Origin of the sequence: Bacillus sp. BHET2, assembly GCF_005938125.1 — a bacterium.
GTDB lineage: Bacteria > Bacillota > Bacilli > Bacillales > Bacillaceae_B > Rossellomorea.
In genome coordinates, this window is record NZ_VCQN01000008.1 from 43,576 (window position 1) to 61,786 (window position 18,211).

Below are 18,211 nucleotides of genomic sequence, written 5' to 3' on the forward strand. Positions count from 1 at the left end.
GTAACAGGGATACTAGAACCTTATAAGGTTTGTATTGGAGATGGATAGGATGGACTTAAGAGCACCGGAAAAAAAGTTTCGCCCTGAATTAGAAGGAGTAAGAGCAGTTGCTGCTTTTCTTGTAGCTGTTTACCATATATGGGTAGGTTCTGTATCAGGTGGAGTGGATGTCTTTTTTATCGTGTCAGGTTACTTGATCACCACCTCATTATTGTCAAAGATGGAGAGGGAAGGCCATATACACTTAATTGATTATTGGCTGGGGTTGGCACGGAGATTATTCTCGATTGCCTTTACGGTTCTGTTGTTTACAGTTGGTCTTTCTATTTTGATAATGCCACAAGTTCAATGGAAGCAAATAGTCACAGAAGTTTTTACTTCTGCTCTATATGTTCAGAATTGGCAGCTGGCTACGAGCGCAGTGGATTATCTGGCGCAGAATAATCAAGCCAGTCCATTGCAACATTTTTGGGCGCTTTCTCTGCAGGGTCAATTTTATCTCACTTGGCCATTCGTCATTTTGTTCTCTTTTCTATTAGCGAATAAAGTACTGAAAATGCCGGTGAGAAAGACATTACTAGCTGTTTTAATCACCCTTTTCAGCTTATCGATTGTATATTCCGTTTATAAGACAGCGGTAAACCAGCCCTGGGCGTATTTTGATACGCTTGCACGGGTATGGGAATTTAGCTTGGGGGGTATTCTGGCGCTTGTCATTCCATATTTGACGTTTAGAAAGTCGGTGAATATGGTGATTGGCTGGGTAGGTTTGGCTGTCATCTGTTTTACAGGTATTCTCTTGCCGGTCTCTTCTGTTTTCCCTGGATATGCAGCACTTCTTCCCACCACCGGGGTGATGTTGATTATCGTTGCAGCTGAGAATCCAGCTCGATTTGGTGTAGACAGACTGCTTGGTTCACGACTCTTCATGTTTTTCGGAGGTATTTCTTACGGGTTTTACCTGTGGCACTGGCCACTTCTGATATTTTATTATAGCTATTTTGACGTTGATAACGTATCGCTGGTTGGCGGGCTTGCGATCATCGTGAGTGGATTTGTCCTTTCTTATCTCTCCGTCAAGTTTCTTGAAGCACCAGTTCGGAAAATCAGTATTAAACATTCTAAAAAGAAGCTTTCGGTTGCCTTGCTAAGCCTATTGCTTCCGCTTGTCTGTGTTAACACCGCATGGGCTCTTTATATTACAGGGCAAAATCAAGAAGACTATAATCTGAATGATTATCCTGGGGCCATGGCCATTTCGGATCATATGAAACCGGCCCCGAACAAGAAGCCGGTTCCAACTGCACTGAAAGTGAAAGAAGATTTGCCCGCCTTTTACGATAGGCCGGAATGCTTTTCTAATATAGAAGATGATAAAGTAACGAGCTGCTCTTTAGGGGAAACGAAAAACCCCGACTATATCATTGCTCTGGTAGGTGGTTCTCATTCAGGTCACTGGTATCCAGCATTAGAGGAACTGTCTAAGAAGATGAAGCTGCAAATCGATATCTACAACAAAGATGCCTGCCGATTTTCCAACGATGATTTTGACGGGCTGCTGAACGAATCGTGCATGAAATGGAATGAAAAAGTCCTGGACATGTTGAAAGAAAATCCACCAGACCTTGTCTTCACGACGGCGAATGTGGGGAAAGAGGAAAAAGTGCCTGAAGGATACATTCAACAGTGGGAAAAGCTTGAAGGCATTACGGACGTCTTTGCGGTCCGGGACAACCCGGCCATGGAAGGGGATCCTCCACAATGTGTGGAAGAGAAGGGAAGCATTGAAGAATGCTCCATGCCAAGAAATCAAGTCTTATCGGAAGAGGTACCATGGGAGAACACAGAAGGGATCCCGGAGAATGTGAGTTTTGCAGATTTGTCGGAGTATTTTTGTAATGATGAATCTTGTCTTCCTGTTGTGGGGAATGTATTGGTGTATAGAGACTATCACCATCTTTCTACAATGTACTCAAGGACGCTTGCCGGAGCAGTGGGTGAGGAATTAAGAAGAACTGGCCTGATTTCAGGCAGTGAATGAATATCAGAAGGCTGTCCCTACCTGAGGGGGCAGCTTTTTCAGTTCAGCTCGTACCGTTTCCGGCAACGCTAAGTTTGATTCAATGTCTCACCTAGCTTTATCACCTTTTCTTGGATGAATGAAGAGTAGGGGATATTCTTCCTAAGCCCGAACATAAGTAGCGCTTTCTCCATGAAAGAAATCGCTTGTTCATACTCTACCATTAGTTCATAATTAAATCCGATTTGATAATATAATTCCCCAAGTCCCCAAAGTAGTTCTTCCTCTATACACCAATGGATGGCTTGCATGCAGTATTTTGATGAGGAATCGAAGTTTTTTATTCGTGTAAGAACCCTCGCTATGTTGTATAATAATCGAGTTTTGATAGATTTATCATGCAACTGTTCAGCCGGATTGATCGCGCCTTCTACCCTATAATAGTAATCTAGCGCATGTTCGTGGTTTCCTAACTGAGTTTCCCATATACCGAACGTTATGAGGATCTCCATCTCTCTCTCAGTCATCGCTTTCTTCTGATGACCGGTCAAACTATAGGCTTCATGTAGCAGTGAAAATGCTGCATCTGAATCCTTCTCAACTTCAAATAAGTAGATGCTCTTGTGCCAGTATAGGAGTTGTAGCTTTTCATCATCTTTAAAGAAAAATGGATTTCGTTCTTCTGTCTTGACGATCTCCATCATTTCCTCAAATTGTTGATCAACCCGAAGTTTTGTCAGTTGCCTTTCCACTTCACGAATATAATCAAGTCTTGGGGTTGTCCCAATCTCAAAGAAGTAGTTAACGTCCACCCCAAGTTTGTTTGAGATTTGGTAAAGGGCCGTAGCACTTGGATAGATATCGCCTTTTTCGATACGGCTGATTAAGGCTTGCGTGCAGATTCCCTCTGCCAAATCCCCCTGTGTAAGATCTGCCGCCTTCCGCAATTCCCTTATCTTCTTTCCAATTACCGAATAATCCATGATTAGTCCTCCTTGGGAAGAGTTGGTAGGACACTGACCCCCTGTCCCAAATAATTCTCCTCTATCATCTCAATGAATGGTTCCACGAAGTCCGGATCGAATTGCTGACCTGAGCACGCCCGGAGCTCCTGGATACCTTCTTTAAAGGTTTTCGTTTTCTGATAGGGTCTCTCAGTCGTCATGGCATCGAAGGAATCAATAATACAGAGTATTCGGGCAAGCTTCGGTGTATTCGTTCCCGAAAGTCCATAAGGATACCCTTTTCCGTCATAGCGCTCATGGTGAAGTTCAATCAATGGAAGGAGCTCATCATATCTTTTAATAGAAGAGATGATTTCCTTTCCATAGATTACGTGCTTCTTCATCATTTCCCACTCGTGAGGGTCAAGCTTTCCATTCTTATTGATGATATCCCTGGGGATCTCGAGCTTCCCGATATCGTGGATCAGTGCCCCAAGAATGAGTGTACGGTGTTCTTCACTGTTGAGATTCAATCGGTCACTAAATTCTGTCGCATAGGTAAATACGCGTTTGCTATGCTTATAGGTGTATACATCTTTCGATAGAAATATCTGCAGTTGCTGCTCAAGTGCATCGATTTCCTTTGCATACTGGCAGTCCTGGTGATAAACCTGATCTTCTCTATATTCCTGGATGATATTTTTACCTTGGGACTTTGCGAAATAGAGAGCTTTATCTGCCTTTTTTAAAAGTTCAGAGGAACTGTATGTCCCGTTTTCGTATTCTACGATCCCTGCTGAGAACGAAATACACCCCAAGGGAGAATGCTCTACCCCGGGAAAGTAAAAATCATTGATTTCTTTCCGAATTTTATTAAGAAACGCGAAGGCTTCTCGCATAGAAGTACGAGGCAGGATAAGACCGAATTCCTCACCACCATATCGGGCTGCAACATAGGGAAGCCCTTGCGTTTTTTCTAGCATGAATGAGCCGAAAAAATTCAGAAGCTCATCCCCTTGAATATGTCCGTTCGCATCATTGTACTTCTTGAAATCATCTAGATCGATCAAGGCTACACTAAAGGTGTGATTGGGGTCTTCTGAAAGCATCTCATCCAGTCGAAGCTTAAAATAACCATGGTTATATAATCCCGTTAAGAAATCTCTCTTGGCCTTTGCTTCTTCTTCCTTATATAGATTGAAAAAGTTCCGGAAGGCGAATGAAAGCATAATCGCAAGGGTCAGGAAAAGAAAAATGCCGAATATGGGCTGCTGGTTGATGAGTATGGTTAACACGAGCGATAAAACCAGCGTGCATAAGTAACTGGTGAACACCTCTTGAAGGATTTGTTTTTGGAAAGCGGTTCTGATGACCGTTTTCAGAGATGGCTTCTGAGCCAGATAGAAGTAAAACCACATAATCATCACATTTAGCATGAAATACACGCATAGGGACAGAACGTAAGGTAGAATGTTTGGAAATTCTGTTTCCCCGACTGTCCCGCCCGTGAAAATGAAGGCGTAATAAGTACAGATCAACATAAGTGAGTAATTGGCAAAATTAAAAAGATGTTTCCACCATGCTAATTGGAACCGAATCAATAAAAATACAAGACTACTAATTACGAGAGCCAATAATGGAATTTTGAGACCAAACAAAAAAAGACCTGCTAAGTAAATAGAAGAATCCATGGAAAGAGTGTTGCCGGAAAGAGGGATAATAATATTAAAATGATTTAATAGCAAAATCGCTCCGACAAGGGTATAAATGAGCACCCAATTTGATAAGTCTTCCACTTTGGGGTGCAGATGATGTACAAATAGTAGAACACCAAGGAGGGAGATGAGGGCAATATACATATTTTCTAGTTTAGGTTGCTTTACTTTCACACTATTCACGCTCACATTAACATATTAGGGCTGACCCCTGACCCTGAATGTTGACCGGATCTGGGATCAGCGCTGTGTTTTTACCAGAACTTCCAACCAGAAGTTAGGGCAACGACAGCAGAACCGATGATGACTAGGTTAATGATAGCATTTTTTGTTCTATTTTTCATTATTATCTCACCACCTTAAAGTGATGTCTTGGATGCGACGAGCTTGTCCTTCTTCTTTACCATCACGGATTGGATAAATAGGAAGACACCTATATTCATTACAACATCCCCGATACGGATTGCCTGCTCACGTGGATAAGGCGCAGACAACGGGATGATATCTCCTAAATAAGCTAACTTGGTTGATTCAGTCACAAGTGTGTGCTTGGCGTATAGAGCATTCTTCGTTGCCTCCAGATACTGGGGATCGATCACCGCTGCAGCATCCATGGACACGGGCATCCTTCCGCCATTTATGGCCATGACAAAGAAGTTCAATAATACGCCAGTGAAAATCACGATGAAATGTGGGTGATGGCGGTTCACCCATAGAAACGTGAGTCCGATGACATAAACGGCCATAAATGAGAGGTTACTTATTTCACCAACCCACTCTACTTTGTTCTGGAAGTAGAAAATCGTGAGCTGGAAGACAAGTAAGACAGGAAAAATCCATCCCATTTTAAAACGAATATCTGCGAAACTCTTAAAGCTGCCACCACGGATAAACCCGATCAATATCGCAATTAAAATCCCATCAAAAACCATATACTTGCCTCCGATAATTGAATATGTATAAAAAGAGATAACGAAATAGTTAAAATACTGCTACAAATCATTATATCGTAAAATAATTGGAAATGTTTAGTTAAATATACTCTTTCATTTAAAAAATTTGCTTTCTTCAGTCATTTGCAATAAATGTAAGAAAAGATTGAGTAAGAACGTTATAAACATGTATTATTTAACTTAAAATCCCGCTTTTAAGTTAGGAAATATACTATTCGGTTCTTGCCTTTATTATTTATTAAAAAGACAAGGAGGTGAAGTGAATGATTATTAGAAAAATGAGTGGTGATGAAATTGAAATAGTACGGACTATGCGATTGCCTTGTTATGAAGGATACAAGGATTTTGTATCAGAAGAGAATCGGAATGTCTTGAAAGGGAGGCCTTCTTCTAAAAATGATTTAAAGCCAGGAGTAGAAATCTTTGTAGCTGAAATAAATGGGAAGGTCGTAGGAAGTGTTGTTCTATTTCCAGGCAAGTTCGAAGCGTATGAGTGGACTACACATGTACCTGATTATCCAGAGATTAGAATGCTTGCAGTCGATCAAGGATGGAGAGGGAAGGGGATAGGTGAATCACTCATGCAACATTGCATTGAGTCATCAGCTAAGCAGGGATATAGTGCCGTAGGATTGCATACAGCTGAATTTATGAAAAATGCTTTATCTTTATATAGGAAGATGAACTTTCATCCAGTTCCAGAGTTAGACTTTGAGCCAGCCAATGATGGGATCATTGTAAAAGAGTTAAAATACTTTATACCACACCCCCATGTGGGATAGGAAGGAGTCTTACAGATGTTTAGTAGGTACATGCTGCCGAAGCTGTTTTGCTTCTTTCGAAATATAGACAATCTGTAATCAGGCAAGTTCCATATCAAGTTACTAAGTTCATATTGTGAAAAATCCATCATTTGTCATATAGCCACTATAGCCATTCTATTATAAAATATAGAAGACAGAAAATTGTGATAGTTAACTAGTGCTAAATAACTAATATGAGAATCATCTCACATTTTTTTAGTCTTTTGTGCAAACGTTTCCGCAATCATCACGAGCATTTCTATTATTCTATTAATCCAATGTAAGAGGGGGAAAGCATAAATGAGAAATAGGAAGAAGCGTCGATTCTCAATTTTTATGACTTTGATGATGCTTATCAGTCTGTGGTCACCAGTTGTAACGGCAGCTTCTGCTGTAGCCGATGGAAATGCCGTGACTGACACAGCTGCTACCAGTGATCGTACAGTTCAATTTACGTACATACGTGAAGATCAAACGTATGGTGACTGGAATATATGGACCTGGAACACAGGAGTAAAGGATGATCAGGTCAATTTTGACTCCTATGAAAATGGGGTGGCCGTGGGGAGTATTGCCGTGGCACCAGTAACGGAGCAATTTGGTTTTGTTCTTCGCAGTACCGAGGATTGGAATACGGCGGAGAAAGAGTTTGGCGATCGTTTTGTTAAAGTAAACAAAAATGACACCCTCACCAAGGCATACATAACAAGTGGCGTCGAAGAGATTCGAATCGTTCCTGATGGCTCCGCTCCTGTCATCGATCAAGGGAATGCAACATTCTATTATCGTGACAAGGAACTTTTCAAAACAGACGAAATGGACACAATCGAGAAAGTAGAGTTAAAGTTCAACGGGAAAACAAAAGAAATGAAATATGAACCGGAGAATGAACGCTTCGTACTTCCATACGACAACATTCCAAATGGGAAAAACGCCTATTCCTTTTTAGTCACAAAAGATGGCGTGACAACTGAAGTAAGCGACCCTTACAATACCGTCGATGGAGAATCGGTTTTGTATTTCCAAAAAGCTGACCTGACAGTGACGGGTTCAGTGGCTCCAGCAGCTGTGGATTATAATGAAAACGCTGTCTTAAAGGTTGAAGTTGAAGGGTTAACAGATGGTGTCACTATTCAAAAGATCACAGCGGACGTTTCTTCATTAGGTGGATCGGAGAAGCTTGAGGTCGATCCATCATTAAATGAAGTGACACTGGCTGTCGATGATGACATAACGACAGGCATGAAAACGATTCCCCTTACCGTAGTGGATTCTTACGGAAACTACTATGAGGGGACGACTGAAATCGAGGTGAAAGCAAGACAGTCTGTCGGTGATTCTGACCTTGATTGGGACGAATCTATCATATATTTTATGCTGACAGACCGATTCTTCAACGGGGATACGTCAAACGATGATCCTTATAATCTGAATTACGATAAAAGCAAACGCGGAACGTATCAAGGTGGAGATTTTAAAGGGATAACGGAAAAACTGGACTACCTTGATAAGCTTGGCGTGAACACAATCTGGATAAGTCCGGTAGTGGAAAATGTGAAATATGATGTCCGATCCGTCGAAACAAAAGGTGAATCGGATCAGCCTTATTTCGGATACCATGGCTATTGGGCGAGTAACTTCGGTGAGCTGAATCCACATTTCGGATCCATGGATGATTTCCATAACCTGATCGATGAGGCCCATGACCGGGGGATCAAGATCATGGTGGATGTGGTGTTGAACCATACCGGCTATGGGCTGAAAGAAATCGACGGTAATCTTGCAGAGGATAAGCGTCCTTCAGGCTATCCGACCGACGCAGATCGTGAAAAATACAGTGACATTCTTCGTCAAGGGGCTAATGTTGGTACAGACGAAGTGGTTGGTGAGTTAGCAGGCCTTCCTGATGTGATCACAGAAGATCCTGAAGTCCGTCAGCAGATCATCGACTGGCAGACCGATTGGATAGAAAAAGCGAAAACGGATAAAGGAAACACCATCGACTATTTCCGGGTCGACACCGTGAAGCACGTGGAAGAGAAAACATGGATGGCCTTCAAAAACGCCATCACGGAAAAAATGCCAGAGCACAAAATGATTGGGGAAGCGTGGGGAGCAAGTGCAGACAACGATTACGGATACCTAGACACAGGAATGATGGATTCACTTCTGGACTTCGGTTTCAAAGATATCGCCCGTGAATTTGTGAACGGCAACCTGAAAGCAGCCAATGATAAACTGACGGCTCGAAACGGCAAAATTAATAACACCGCAACACTGGGACAATTTTTAGGAAGTCATGATGAAGACGGATTCCTCTATTCATTAGGCGAGGATAAAGGCAAACTGAAGCTTGCATCCTCTCTTCAAGCAACATCGAAAGGGCAGCCGGTGATTTATTACGGTGAAGAACTTGGACAGAGTGGGGCGAATAATTATCCTCAGTATGATAACCGCTATGACCTTGCCTGGGATGATGCCCTGAATAATGATGTGTTGGATCACTATACGAAGATTTTGAACTTCAGAGGGGCACATTCTGATGTGTTCGCTAAAGGGGAGAGAACAACTATAGGTGGTTCGGATAGGGATAAGTTCATGGTATTCTCCCGTGATTATCAGGACGATTCCGTATATGTCGGGCTGAACGTGGCGGACGAAGCGAAAAAGATCACGTTGACAGTAGATTCTCCTGAGACAGTCGTGACCAACGCGTATTCCGGAGAAGTGCACAATGCTGTTGAGGGAAATGAGATTACGCTGACACTCCCATCCAAAGCAGACGGGGGTACCGTACTGCTGACAGTTGAAGAGGGTAAAATTACGGGTGCAGTGGCTGGATCAGGCGGGGGAGAAGATCCTGAAGCGGAACCAGTACCCGAGAACAATATCCGCATCCATTACAACCGTACAGACGGAAATTACGAAAACTTTGGCGCGTGGCTATGGAATGATGTAGCATCTCCATCGGCTAACTGGCCGACAGGAGCAACGATGTTCGAGAAAACCGACAGCTATGGAGCCTATATTGATGTGCCGCTAGCTGAAGGGGCCAAAAACATCGGATTCCTGGTTATGGATATAACGAAAGGCGACGCGGGTAAAGACGGTGGAGACAAAGCCATTTCGATCACGTCTCCTAACATCGATGAAATCTGGGTCCAGCAAGGCTCGGATAAGGTGTATACGTATGAGCCGGTTGATTTGCCGGAGAATACGGTGCGGATTCATTATGACCGTGAAGACGGGAATTATGAAAATTTCGGTCTTTGGACGTGGGGAGATGTGAAAACACCTACTGAGAGTTGGCCGACTGGCGCGTTGGATTTTTCAAAAAAGGATCGTTATGGTGCGTATGTGGACGTCGAGTTGAATGAAGCGGCCAAACAGATCGGCTTCCTTGTGTTGAATGAGGCAACAGGTGAGAAGGACGGTGGAGACAAGTCTTTTAACCTGCTCGATAAATATGATCAACTTTGGTTGAAGGAAGGAGAAGATACCGTCTTCATTTCTCCACATGGTGATATAGCGACGGGACTGATTTCATCTGAAGTCATTTCGGATGACATAATCCGCTTGAACTTCACGATGACAGATGGTTTGACGGAAGAAGCATTGCTGTCAGGCTTAGCCATTAAGGATAGCAGTGATTCCGATGTGAAAGTAAACAGCGCAAAAATCACCGGGGACAAAACAGTAGAGGTAAAAGCTGATTTTGAGCTGGATAAACTGCCACTCTCCATAACATATTCAGGCAGAACCGTTTCCGGATCGGCTGGCTGGAGGCTGCTTGATAATAAGTATGCCTACGATGGGGATGATCTGGGTGCCACTTATAATAAAGGAAACGCAACCTTAAAACTATGGGCCCCGAAAGCAAGCAAAGTGATCGCAAATATTTATCATAAAAAAGACGCCAGGATACTAGTTGGGAAAGTCGAAATGACTTTAGGTGAAAATGGCGTCTGGTCAACTGAATTGAAAGCGAAAGACCTACATGTGAAAGATTTGAAAGGCTTCTATTATCAATACGAAGTGACCAATGACGGTGTAACGAAAAAGGTACTGGATCCTTATGCAAAATCCATGGCGGCCTTCACGGTGAATACTGAAGGTAAAGCAGGAGCTGACGGCGATAATGTAGGTAAAGCGGCGATCGTCGACTTAAAAGGGACGGATCCTAAGAAATTCAGTCATGCTTCCATCGATGGCTATGAAAAACGGGAAGATGCGGTCATTTATGAGATTCATGTCCGTGACTTCACTTCAGACCCATCCATTGAGAAGGATTTGAAAAAAGAAAGATGGGGCACATATGATGCCTTCATTAAAAAGCTTGGTTACATTAAGTCTCTGGGCGTGACCCACGTTCAATTACTTCCGATCATGGCCTGGTACTACGGCGATGAAACAAACATGGAGAAACGGGAGCTTGAGTATTCAGCGGGAGGCAATGAATACAACTGGGGATATGACCCTCACAGCTACTTCTCACCAGACGGTGCATATTCAGAGGATGCTACCGATCCGCAATTACGAATCGAAGAAACGAAACGATTAATAGATGCGATTCATGATGCGGGTATGGGGGTTGTCCTCGATGTCGTTTACACCCATATGGCGAAGACAAGAACTCTGAACGACATCGTTCCGAACTACTATGCATTCCAGGACGACAAAGGAAACTTCCTCGGAGGCTTCGGAAACAACCTGGCCACCAACCATACGATGGCTGAAAAGCTGATGGTGGATTCCGTGAAGTACTGGTTCGACGAATACAAAATTGATGGCATGAGATTTGATATGATGGGTGACGCAAGCTATCCTGCTATCCAAAAAGCCTTTGATGCTGCAGCTGAAATCAACCCTGACGCATTGTTCATCGGTGAAGGATGGAGAACATTCGCTGGTCACCTGTCGGATCCTTCATTAGAAGGAATGGGCGCCGACCAGGATTGGATGGACAAAACCGATGACGTTGGAGTCTTCTCCGACGAAATCCGGAACGAACTGAAATCCGGGTTCGGTTCAGAAGGTGAGCCGCGATTCCTGACAGGCGGAGCCCGGGACATCACGACCATTTTCAACAACATCAAAGGTCAGCCAGGTAACACGGCAGATGACGATCCGGGTGACATGGTCCAATACATCGCAGCCCATGATAACCTACCGCTATACGATGTCATCGCGCAATCGATTAAAAAGGACCCGGCCATTCCGGAAAACAATCTCGAGATTCATAAACGTATCCGACTTGGGAACAGCATGATCATGACATCCCAAGGAACGGTCTTTATGCACGGTGGCCAGGAATACGGCAGAACCAAGCAATGGTTCGGTGAAGGTGTACCGGAACAGAAATACTATAAGTTAGAGGACGAGGAAGGGAACCCTTTCGGCTACTTCATCCATGACTCATACGACTCATCTGACGCCATCAACAAATTCGACTGGGAAAAAGCAACGAACAAGAAGAAATTCGAGATCAACACGACGACAAGGGAATATACGGAAGGTTTGATTGAACTAAGAAAATCAACTAACGCTTTCCGCTTAGGTGACAAAGAACTGGTCAATCAGCATGTATCTCTAATGGAAGTTCCTGAAATAGCGGATACAGATCTTCTGCTTGCCTATCAGAACGTCTCTACTGATGGAACGGGTGAGTATTATGTTTTCGTAAATGCAGATAACAAAGCCCGTACTCTATCTATCGGTGAATACGACTTTTCGAAAGGGAAAGTGGTAGTGGACAACGATGAAGCGGGGACAACCACAGTTTCCAAGAAGTCTGGATTTAGCATTACGAAAGACACATTGACGTTGGATCCTTTGACCACTGTGGTGATTAAGGTGGATAAGAAGGGGAAGAAAGATAAGAAGAAAAAGAAACATTAATGAGACCAAACCACATGGAGATGCCTCAGCCTAGTTAATTAGGTTGAGGTTTTTCATTTACCTATATAAACGCTTAGCCTATTTGTATTACCGTGAAGAGTACTGACTTTATACGCTTGTTTAAATTTTAACCTCATTTAGCTACGACAAGTGCTTAACTCCTTCTTATATCTCTAGAGAACTCTAGAAAATGGATATCCTTGGTGATGGGGTGATCCTTTTTCCACTTACACTGCAATTATTTCAGCAAAGGATAATAATTAATAAATCATGACGGTATTTTATTCTTTTAGGAATATTTAAAACGAACTCTAAAAAAATATGATACGATGCAAAAGTAGTAAATATGACACGTGTAAATATGCGGTTGTTTTTGACCGTTTAGCTACATTTGTCATCATAGGAATCTTTCATAATTCGTACGATAAGGGCAAACCCATTGAAAAGTGGAGACGCAAAACTATAGGGGCTAAAGTCATCGTGACAACGCTTGCCAGTTTTCGAAACGGACTCCTGCGATTTGTGAAATGGAGGAGAGATGATGAAGGTGATTCAGTTATTCGTTCAAATGAAATGTACATGGCATTCTTTAAGGATTCACTACAACCGGGTATTACTTGAAGGGTGTTTGGACTGTCAAATTAAAAAGAAATTGCAAGAAAAAATAGAGTATCATGAAATGAAGTTGAATAGCTCCAATTAGAATGTGTAAGTTAGCGGCAAGAAGCTATGTAGATGTGGGGCAAAGAGGGTGTCTCTTTATCCCACTATTTGAATAACGAAAGATCGACCGTCTCGGCCATTCGCTTATATCCAGCATCATTGGGGTGGAGGTGATCGCCGGAGTCATATTTTGTCAGGTAGCGTGAAGGTTCATCTGGATTCCGCATAGCTTTGTCGAAGTCGATTACCCCATCAAACTCCCCGCTTGTTCTTATCCAGTGATTCACTTCCTGCCGTGTTTCTTCCCCTTGTGATGTGAACATTCCTGATCCTTTAAAAGGAGTCAAGGTACCTCCATATATTGTCAGTCCTTGATCATGTGTAGAATCAATGATCTGTTTCATTCTTTCGATGATTTTGTCAGCATCATATTCAGGATGATGTCTTATATCATTTAACCCTTGGTGGAGAATCAATGACTTCACGCCTGATTGATTGAAGACATCCCTCTCAAGCCTAGCTAAAGCATTATCGCCATTTTCAGGCGGATTGTTTATCAAATGGTTGGCAGAGATACCGGCATTCAAAACGGTCATACCCGTATTTTCCTGCTTCAATCTTTTTGCCAGATAATCTGTCCATCGATGATTGGCATTCACTGTTGAGTGATTCCCATTAGCGATAGAACTTCCCATGACGACTACGGATCCTTTTACAGAAGGATCAGCTATAATATCCACTCCATCCAGCCAAAACCATGCTTCTTCCCGTTTATTAAAAGCCGAAGAATCGGAGTTTGAAACATCATTTCCACCTGAAATATATGTGGTTTGCATCGATACTGGATGCCAAGTGACTGGACCGGATTTTCCTTTGACATATAGACTTACTGCAAGCCCTTTGTTACCAGACATTTCTATTGAAATGGAATCACTGTATTTTCTCTCACCAGGTGGAATAGTCACTGTTGATTTGCCTCCAAATTTCACCTGATGGTCTGTATCCGGTTCAATGTCAGCTGCATTTTTAGAAATCGCTACATGCACTTCTTCAATGGCTAAGGGTTCATTAGAAAAGGTATTGGATACTCTGAGTCGGACCTTCTTGCCATCAACATGTGGGTGGACGATCATTCGAATCGTTTGATTATTAAATTCTTTATGAGAGGTTCCATCGTCTAAAGGTGCTTGCATACTTGCGGTCCATATACCTACCCAATTTTCTTGATTTATTTTGTTTTTATTAATAATACCCCGAATTTCATTCCAATAAAGGCTCAACATAAGAACGAAAATCATAATTAAAGTGATTAATACACCAAGTCTACGTTTCATGTCGTTTTTCCTTCCAGTATGTAAAGATTTTAATAGTATGTGTTAACATACAGGAACTATTAGCAAGAGACACATCTCGTGTATCCCCTGAAGGAATATTTACAAACCTTAACATGGCTTTAAAGATATGTTTACACTATTTTGCTATTCTAAAACTGCAAGAAACAAAAATTGATAATGTGGAGGGATTTCTATGTTACGCAATTTTAAAAGAGAATGGCATAAGTATTGGTTTTTTAGCTTTAATTACAAGCTGGATATGACAAGTGATATGAGTCAAATAGATAAAATCCGTGAAAAATCTAAATATCATGGTGATAAACTTGTGCAGCTCTTGTAGCTGCTTTTTTTCATGAATATTATCGTGCAGCAATGAAAATTAAAATGTTCTAATCACTTCGAGTAGGGTGGGAATGGGGTAGCTAAGGATTAAATCGGACCAATTCATTTTCAGTTATGCACTTTTATAAAAAATGGTAGTAAGAGCATGATCAGTAAAATGAAATCCATTATTGATTTAAGTTATAAAGGTGTGGTATATTCTTTTTCGGCTGACAAAAATGGAAGTGATATATAGGGCGATAAAAACTTCTATATTTATGATTTAGAAGTTGACTTCTGCGAAATCAGGTGATATAGTAATTTATGTCCTTAAGCGGGACACCTAAAAAAAAGAACGGCCCATTGGTCAAGCGGTTAAGACACCGCCCTTTCACGGCGGTAACACGGGTTCGAATCCCGTATGGGTCACCAAATTTTTTCGCGACAAAGAACAACTCATCATTAAATGGAGGATTAGCTCAGCTGGGAGAGCATCTGCCTTACAAGCAGAGGGTCGGCGGTTCGATCCCGTCATCCTCCACCAAAGATTTTTGCGCCAGCAAAATATCTATCCTTAAATTACTTCAATGAGACAAATTTTTATAAAGTATTCTCCATCTGAAAGTAATTTAAATAAACACGCCGGTGTAGCTCAACTGGTAGAGCAACTGACTTGTAATCAGTAGGTTGGGGGTTCAAGTCCTCTTGCCGGCACCATTTGGTTTTTTAATAAGATGAGCCATTAGCTCAGTTGGTAGAGCATCTGACTTTTAATCAGAGGGTCGAAGGTTCGAATCCTTCATGGCTCACCAAAGATTTTTGCGCAAGCAAAATATCTTACCATGTTATTGACGCTAATGCGAATATAACACAGATTCATGCGGGTGTGGCGGAATTGGCAGACGCACCAGACTTAGGATCTGGCGCCGCAAGGCGTGGGGGTTCAAGTCCCTTCACCCGCACCATTACATTTCGCGGAAGTAGTTCAGTGGTAGAACACCACCTTGCCAAGGTGGGGGTCGCGGGTTCGAATCCCGTCTTCCGCTCCAGAACTTTTTGCCGGGGTGGCGGAACTGGCAGACGCACAGGACTTAAAATCCTGCGGTAGGTGACTACCGTACCGGTTCGATTCCGGTCCTCGGCACCAAAGTTTTTTGCGACAGCAAAATATCTTTCCATAAAGTACTTAATTGAAAAAAATATAAGATATTATGCGCCCGTAGCTCAATTGGATAGAGCGTTTGACTACGGATCAAAAGGTTAGGGGTTCGACTCCTCTCGGGCGCGCCATATATCGGGAAGTAGCTCAGCTTGGTAGAGCACTTGGTTTGGGACCAAGGGGTCGCAGGTTCGAATCCTGTCTTCCCGACCACTTCTTTGGGGCCTTAGCTCAGCTGGGAGAGCGCCTGCTTTGCACGCAGGAGGTCAGCGGTTCGATCCCGCTAGGCTCCACCAAAGATTTTTGCTTTAGCAAAATATCTATCATTTTACGAAAGTAAAATGAACTTCATTAGTAAACATTTCATGGCGGTGTAGCTCAGCTGGCTAGAGCGTACGGTTCATACCCGTGAGGTCGGGGGTTCGATCCCCTCCGCCGCTATACCTTTCTACATAACGTGCAATTTATAAGGACCCTTAGCTCAGTTGGTTAGAGCAGACGGCTCATAACCGTCCGGTCGTAGGTTCGAGTCCTACAGGGTCCATTATACGGAGGAATACCCAAGTTCGGCTGAAGGGATCGGTCTTGAAAACCGACAGGGGTGTAACAGCCCGCGGGGGTTCGAATCCCCCTTCCTCCTCCATTTTTTATTCAGTGGAAATATCATTATATTATCGTCGCGGGGTGGAGCACGACCGAATAATCTTCGGAGCGTACACATCAGCGCACCGACTGAACAGCAGCTTGAATAAGCTTACTGAAGTCGGGGTGGTTCTATAGAATTCACGGTAGGATAGTTGAAACATATTCATTTTATATCGTCGCGGGGTGGAGCAGTTCGGTAGCTCGTCGGGCTCATAACCCGAAGGTCGCAGGTTCAAATCCTGTCCCCGCAATACCATTTTGATTCATTTATGACTTAGGCTATTGATAATTCTCTATGAGTCAAGCATGGATAGTTATTTTCGCTAACGCGAGGTAATGAAAGTTATTTTGCTAGCGCAAGGTAATGAAAGTTATTTTGACTATCGTCAAAAAACTCTGGTCCGGTAGTTCAGTTGGTTAGAATGCCTGCCTGTCACGCAGGAGGTCGCGGGTTCGAGTCCCGTCCGGACCGCCATTTGTTATTTGGTTGCACTTTTGAAAAATAAATCTTCTATATACGGCTCAGTAGCTCAGTTGGTAGAGCAATGGACTGAAAATCCATGTGTCGGCGGTTCGATTCCGTCCTGAGCCACCATTTATACTTAAGTACCTTTAAGTATTTATTTTATTTGGAGGGGTAGCGAAGTGGCTAAACGCGGCGGACTGTAAATCCGCTCCTTCGGGTTCGGCAGTTCGAATCTGCCCCCCTCCACCAAGATTTTTCACGAAGCGTCAACGAAGTAAAATAATCTTCCTTTAACTACGCGAAGAGAAGCGGTGTACTCCGTGGCGAGTAGCATGAGGAAATTGTGAATATTAATTATATTTATAGGGGTATAGTTTAAAGGTAGAACGAAGGTCTCCAAAACCTTTGGTGTGGGTTCAATTCCTACTACCCCTGCCAAAGAAATTTAGATCGTGGCGGTTGTGGCGAAGTGGTTAACGCACCTGATTGTGGTTCAGGCATTCGTGGGTTCGATTCCCATCAGTCGCCCTTTATATTGGGCTATAGCCAAGCGGTAAGGCATCGCACTTTGACTGCGACATGCGTTGGTTCGAATCCAGCTAGCCCAGCCAACGGCGGCATAGCCAAGTGGTAAGGCAGAGGTCTGCAAAACCTTTATCACCGGTTCAAATCCGGTTGCCGCCTCCAAATATTCATGCGGGTGTAGTTTAGTGGTAAAACCTCAGCCTTCCAAGCTGATGATGAGGGTTCGATTCCCTTCACCCGCTCCAAAATCTTTATGGGCCTATAGCTCAGCTGGTTAGAGCGCACGCCTGATAAGCGTGAGGTCGGTGGTTCGAGTCCACTTAGGCCCACCATTTTATTATTCCGCAGTAGCTCAGTGGTAGAGCTATCGGCTGTTAACCGATCGGTCGCAAGTTCGAATCTTGCCTGCGGAGCCATTTTTCTTCTTATATAGAAGAAAGGTGAAAAGTTCTCTTTTTTTAAGAAAGTTTTAAAAAGAAGTTGACTTCTGCGAAGTTAACTGGTAAAGTATTATTTGTTGCCCCAAACGGGACAGCGAAACACGAAAAACTTGATGAAAACTTCTTTTAAAAAGTTGTTGACAGAGAGTAAGACATACTGTAATATAGTAAGGGTCGCTTCGAGAGAAGTACTTACACATTGAACCTTGAAAACTGAACAAAACAAGACAATACGTCAACCTAAATTCTAGATTTATTTTTAAAGAGCTATTCAAACTTTTATCGGAGAGTTTGATCCTGGCTCAGGACGAACGCTGGCGGCGTG

Annotated in this window: 9 protein-coding genes, 24 tRNA genes and 1 riboswitch; of the genes, 29 read left to right on the top strand and 4 right to left on the bottom strand. The window is 42.9% G+C overall.

Features of this window, described 5'->3' with window-relative positions:
- Window positions 1-49: 49 nt before the first annotated feature.
- The gene (locus FGG79_RS19865; protein ID WP_240794344.1) at window positions 50-2,041 is read left to right on the top strand and encodes an acyltransferase family protein; all 1,992 of its coding nucleotides are present in this window, start codon (window positions 50-52) and stop codon (window positions 2,039-2,041) included.
- A gap of 68 nt (window positions 2,042-2,109) precedes the next feature.
- Here the strand turns inward: FGG79_RS19865 and FGG79_RS19870 are convergent, their stop codons facing one another.
- The 3 genes from FGG79_RS19870 to FGG79_RS19880 form a co-directional block, all read right to left on the bottom strand.
- Entirely contained in the window at window positions 2,110-3,003 is an 894-nt protein-coding gene (locus tag FGG79_RS19870; protein WP_138781574.1) for a helix-turn-helix domain-containing protein, read from the bottom strand.
- 2 nt (window positions 3,004-3,005) lie between these two features.
- Window positions 3,006-4,853 (bottom strand): diguanylate cyclase domain-containing protein, encoded by a 1,848-nt coding sequence (locus FGG79_RS19875; RefSeq protein WP_346764098.1) that lies wholly within the window; start codon window positions 4,851-4,853, stop codon window positions 3,006-3,008.
- A gap of 185 nt (window positions 4,854-5,038) precedes the next feature.
- Window positions 5,039-5,611 (bottom strand): DUF5317 domain-containing protein, encoded by a 573-nt coding sequence (locus FGG79_RS19880; RefSeq protein WP_138781576.1) that lies wholly within the window; start codon window positions 5,609-5,611, stop codon window positions 5,039-5,041.
- A gap of 284 nt (window positions 5,612-5,895) precedes the next feature.
- Here FGG79_RS19880 and FGG79_RS19885 point away from each other — a divergent pair, with 284 nt between their 5' ends.
- From FGG79_RS19885 to FGG79_RS21945, 3 genes are all read left to right on the top strand, one after another.
- On the top strand, window positions 5,896-6,414 hold the full coding sequence (locus FGG79_RS19885) for a GNAT family N-acetyltransferase (protein WP_138781577.1): 519 nt from the start codon (window positions 5,896-5,898) through the stop codon (window positions 6,412-6,414).
- A 321-nt stretch (window positions 6,415-6,735) separates the two neighbouring features.
- Entirely contained in the window at window positions 6,736-12,333 is a 5,598-nt protein-coding gene (locus FGG79_RS19890; protein WP_138781579.1) for a pullulanase, read from the top strand.
- 419 nt (window positions 12,334-12,752) lie between these two features.
- Window positions 12,753-12,838: riboswitch (cyclic di-GMP riboswitch) on the top strand.
- 36 nt (window positions 12,839-12,874) lie between these two features.
- Window positions 12,875-13,036 carry a hypothetical protein gene (locus tag FGG79_RS21945; protein ID WP_171051020.1) on the top strand — a complete coding sequence of 54 codons (162 nt, stop codon included), beginning with the start codon at window positions 12,875-12,877 and terminating at the stop codon, window positions 13,034-13,036.
- Between the two features lie 64 nt (window positions 13,037-13,100).
- Here the strand turns inward: FGG79_RS21945 and FGG79_RS19895 are convergent, their stop codons facing one another.
- Window positions 13,101-14,330: an SGNH/GDSL hydrolase family protein gene (locus FGG79_RS19895; RefSeq protein WP_138781581.1), complete on the bottom strand. Its 1,230-nt coding sequence runs from the start codon at window positions 14,328-14,330 to the stop codon at window positions 13,101-13,103.
- A gap of 193 nt (window positions 14,331-14,523) precedes the next feature.
- Here FGG79_RS19895 and FGG79_RS21950 point away from each other — a divergent pair, with 193 nt between their 5' ends.
- From FGG79_RS21950 to FGG79_RS20015, 25 genes are all read left to right on the top strand, one after another.
- On the top strand, window positions 14,524-14,670 hold the full coding sequence (locus FGG79_RS21950) for a hypothetical protein (protein ID WP_171051021.1): 147 nt from the start codon (window positions 14,524-14,526) through the stop codon (window positions 14,668-14,670).
- 338 nt (window positions 14,671-15,008) lie between these two features.
- A tRNA-Glu gene (locus FGG79_RS19900) sits at window positions 15,009-15,083 on the top strand.
- Between the two features lie 36 nt (window positions 15,084-15,119).
- Window positions 15,120-15,195 (top strand) — tRNA-Val (locus tag FGG79_RS19905).
- 97 nt (window positions 15,196-15,292) lie between these two features.
- Window positions 15,293-15,368: transfer RNA gene (locus tag FGG79_RS19910), tRNA-Thr, on the top strand.
- Window positions 15,369-15,387: 19 nt separating this feature from the next.
- Window positions 15,388-15,463 (top strand) — tRNA-Lys (locus FGG79_RS19915).
- A gap of 68 nt (window positions 15,464-15,531) precedes the next feature.
- A tRNA-Leu gene (locus FGG79_RS19920) sits at window positions 15,532-15,616 on the top strand.
- 9 nt (window positions 15,617-15,625) lie between these two features.
- A tRNA-Gly gene (locus FGG79_RS19925) sits at window positions 15,626-15,700 on the top strand.
- 9 nt (window positions 15,701-15,709) lie between these two features.
- Window positions 15,710-15,798 (top strand) — tRNA-Leu (locus FGG79_RS19930).
- Between the two features lie 66 nt (window positions 15,799-15,864).
- Window positions 15,865-15,941, top strand: a tRNA-Arg gene (locus tag FGG79_RS19935).
- Between the two features lie 5 nt (window positions 15,942-15,946).
- Window positions 15,947-16,023 (top strand) — tRNA-Pro (locus tag FGG79_RS19940).
- A 7-nt stretch (window positions 16,024-16,030) separates the two neighbouring features.
- Window positions 16,031-16,106: transfer RNA gene (locus FGG79_RS19945), tRNA-Ala, on the top strand.
- 71 nt (window positions 16,107-16,177) lie between these two features.
- Window positions 16,178-16,251: transfer RNA gene (locus tag FGG79_RS19950), tRNA-Met, on the top strand.
- A 29-nt stretch (window positions 16,252-16,280) separates the two neighbouring features.
- Window positions 16,281-16,354 (top strand) — tRNA-Ile (locus tag FGG79_RS19955).
- A gap of 6 nt (window positions 16,355-16,360) precedes the next feature.
- A tRNA-Ser gene (locus tag FGG79_RS19960) sits at window positions 16,361-16,453 on the top strand.
- Window positions 16,454-16,632: 179 nt separating this feature from the next.
- A tRNA-Met gene (locus FGG79_RS19965) sits at window positions 16,633-16,706 on the top strand.
- 147 nt (window positions 16,707-16,853) lie between these two features.
- Window positions 16,854-16,930: transfer RNA gene (locus FGG79_RS19970), tRNA-Asp, on the top strand.
- 44 nt (window positions 16,931-16,974) lie between these two features.
- Window positions 16,975-17,050: transfer RNA gene (locus FGG79_RS19975), tRNA-Phe, on the top strand.
- Window positions 17,051-17,086: 36 nt separating this feature from the next.
- Window positions 17,087-17,170, top strand: a tRNA-Tyr gene (locus tag FGG79_RS19980).
- Between the two features lie 115 nt (window positions 17,171-17,285).
- Window positions 17,286-17,359, top strand: a tRNA-Trp gene (locus tag FGG79_RS19985).
- Window positions 17,360-17,376: 17 nt separating this feature from the next.
- Window positions 17,377-17,449, top strand: a tRNA-His gene (locus tag FGG79_RS19990).
- A gap of 8 nt (window positions 17,450-17,457) precedes the next feature.
- Window positions 17,458-17,532 (top strand) — tRNA-Gln (locus FGG79_RS19995).
- A 2-nt stretch (window positions 17,533-17,534) separates the two neighbouring features.
- A tRNA-Cys gene (locus FGG79_RS20000) sits at window positions 17,535-17,608 on the top strand.
- A 9-nt stretch (window positions 17,609-17,617) separates the two neighbouring features.
- Window positions 17,618-17,691, top strand: a tRNA-Gly gene (locus FGG79_RS20005).
- Between the two features lie 10 nt (window positions 17,692-17,701).
- A tRNA-Ile gene (locus FGG79_RS20010) sits at window positions 17,702-17,778 on the top strand.
- 9 nt (window positions 17,779-17,787) lie between these two features.
- Window positions 17,788-17,862, top strand: a tRNA-Asn gene (locus tag FGG79_RS20015).
- Window positions 17,863-18,211 lie beyond the last annotated feature (349 nt).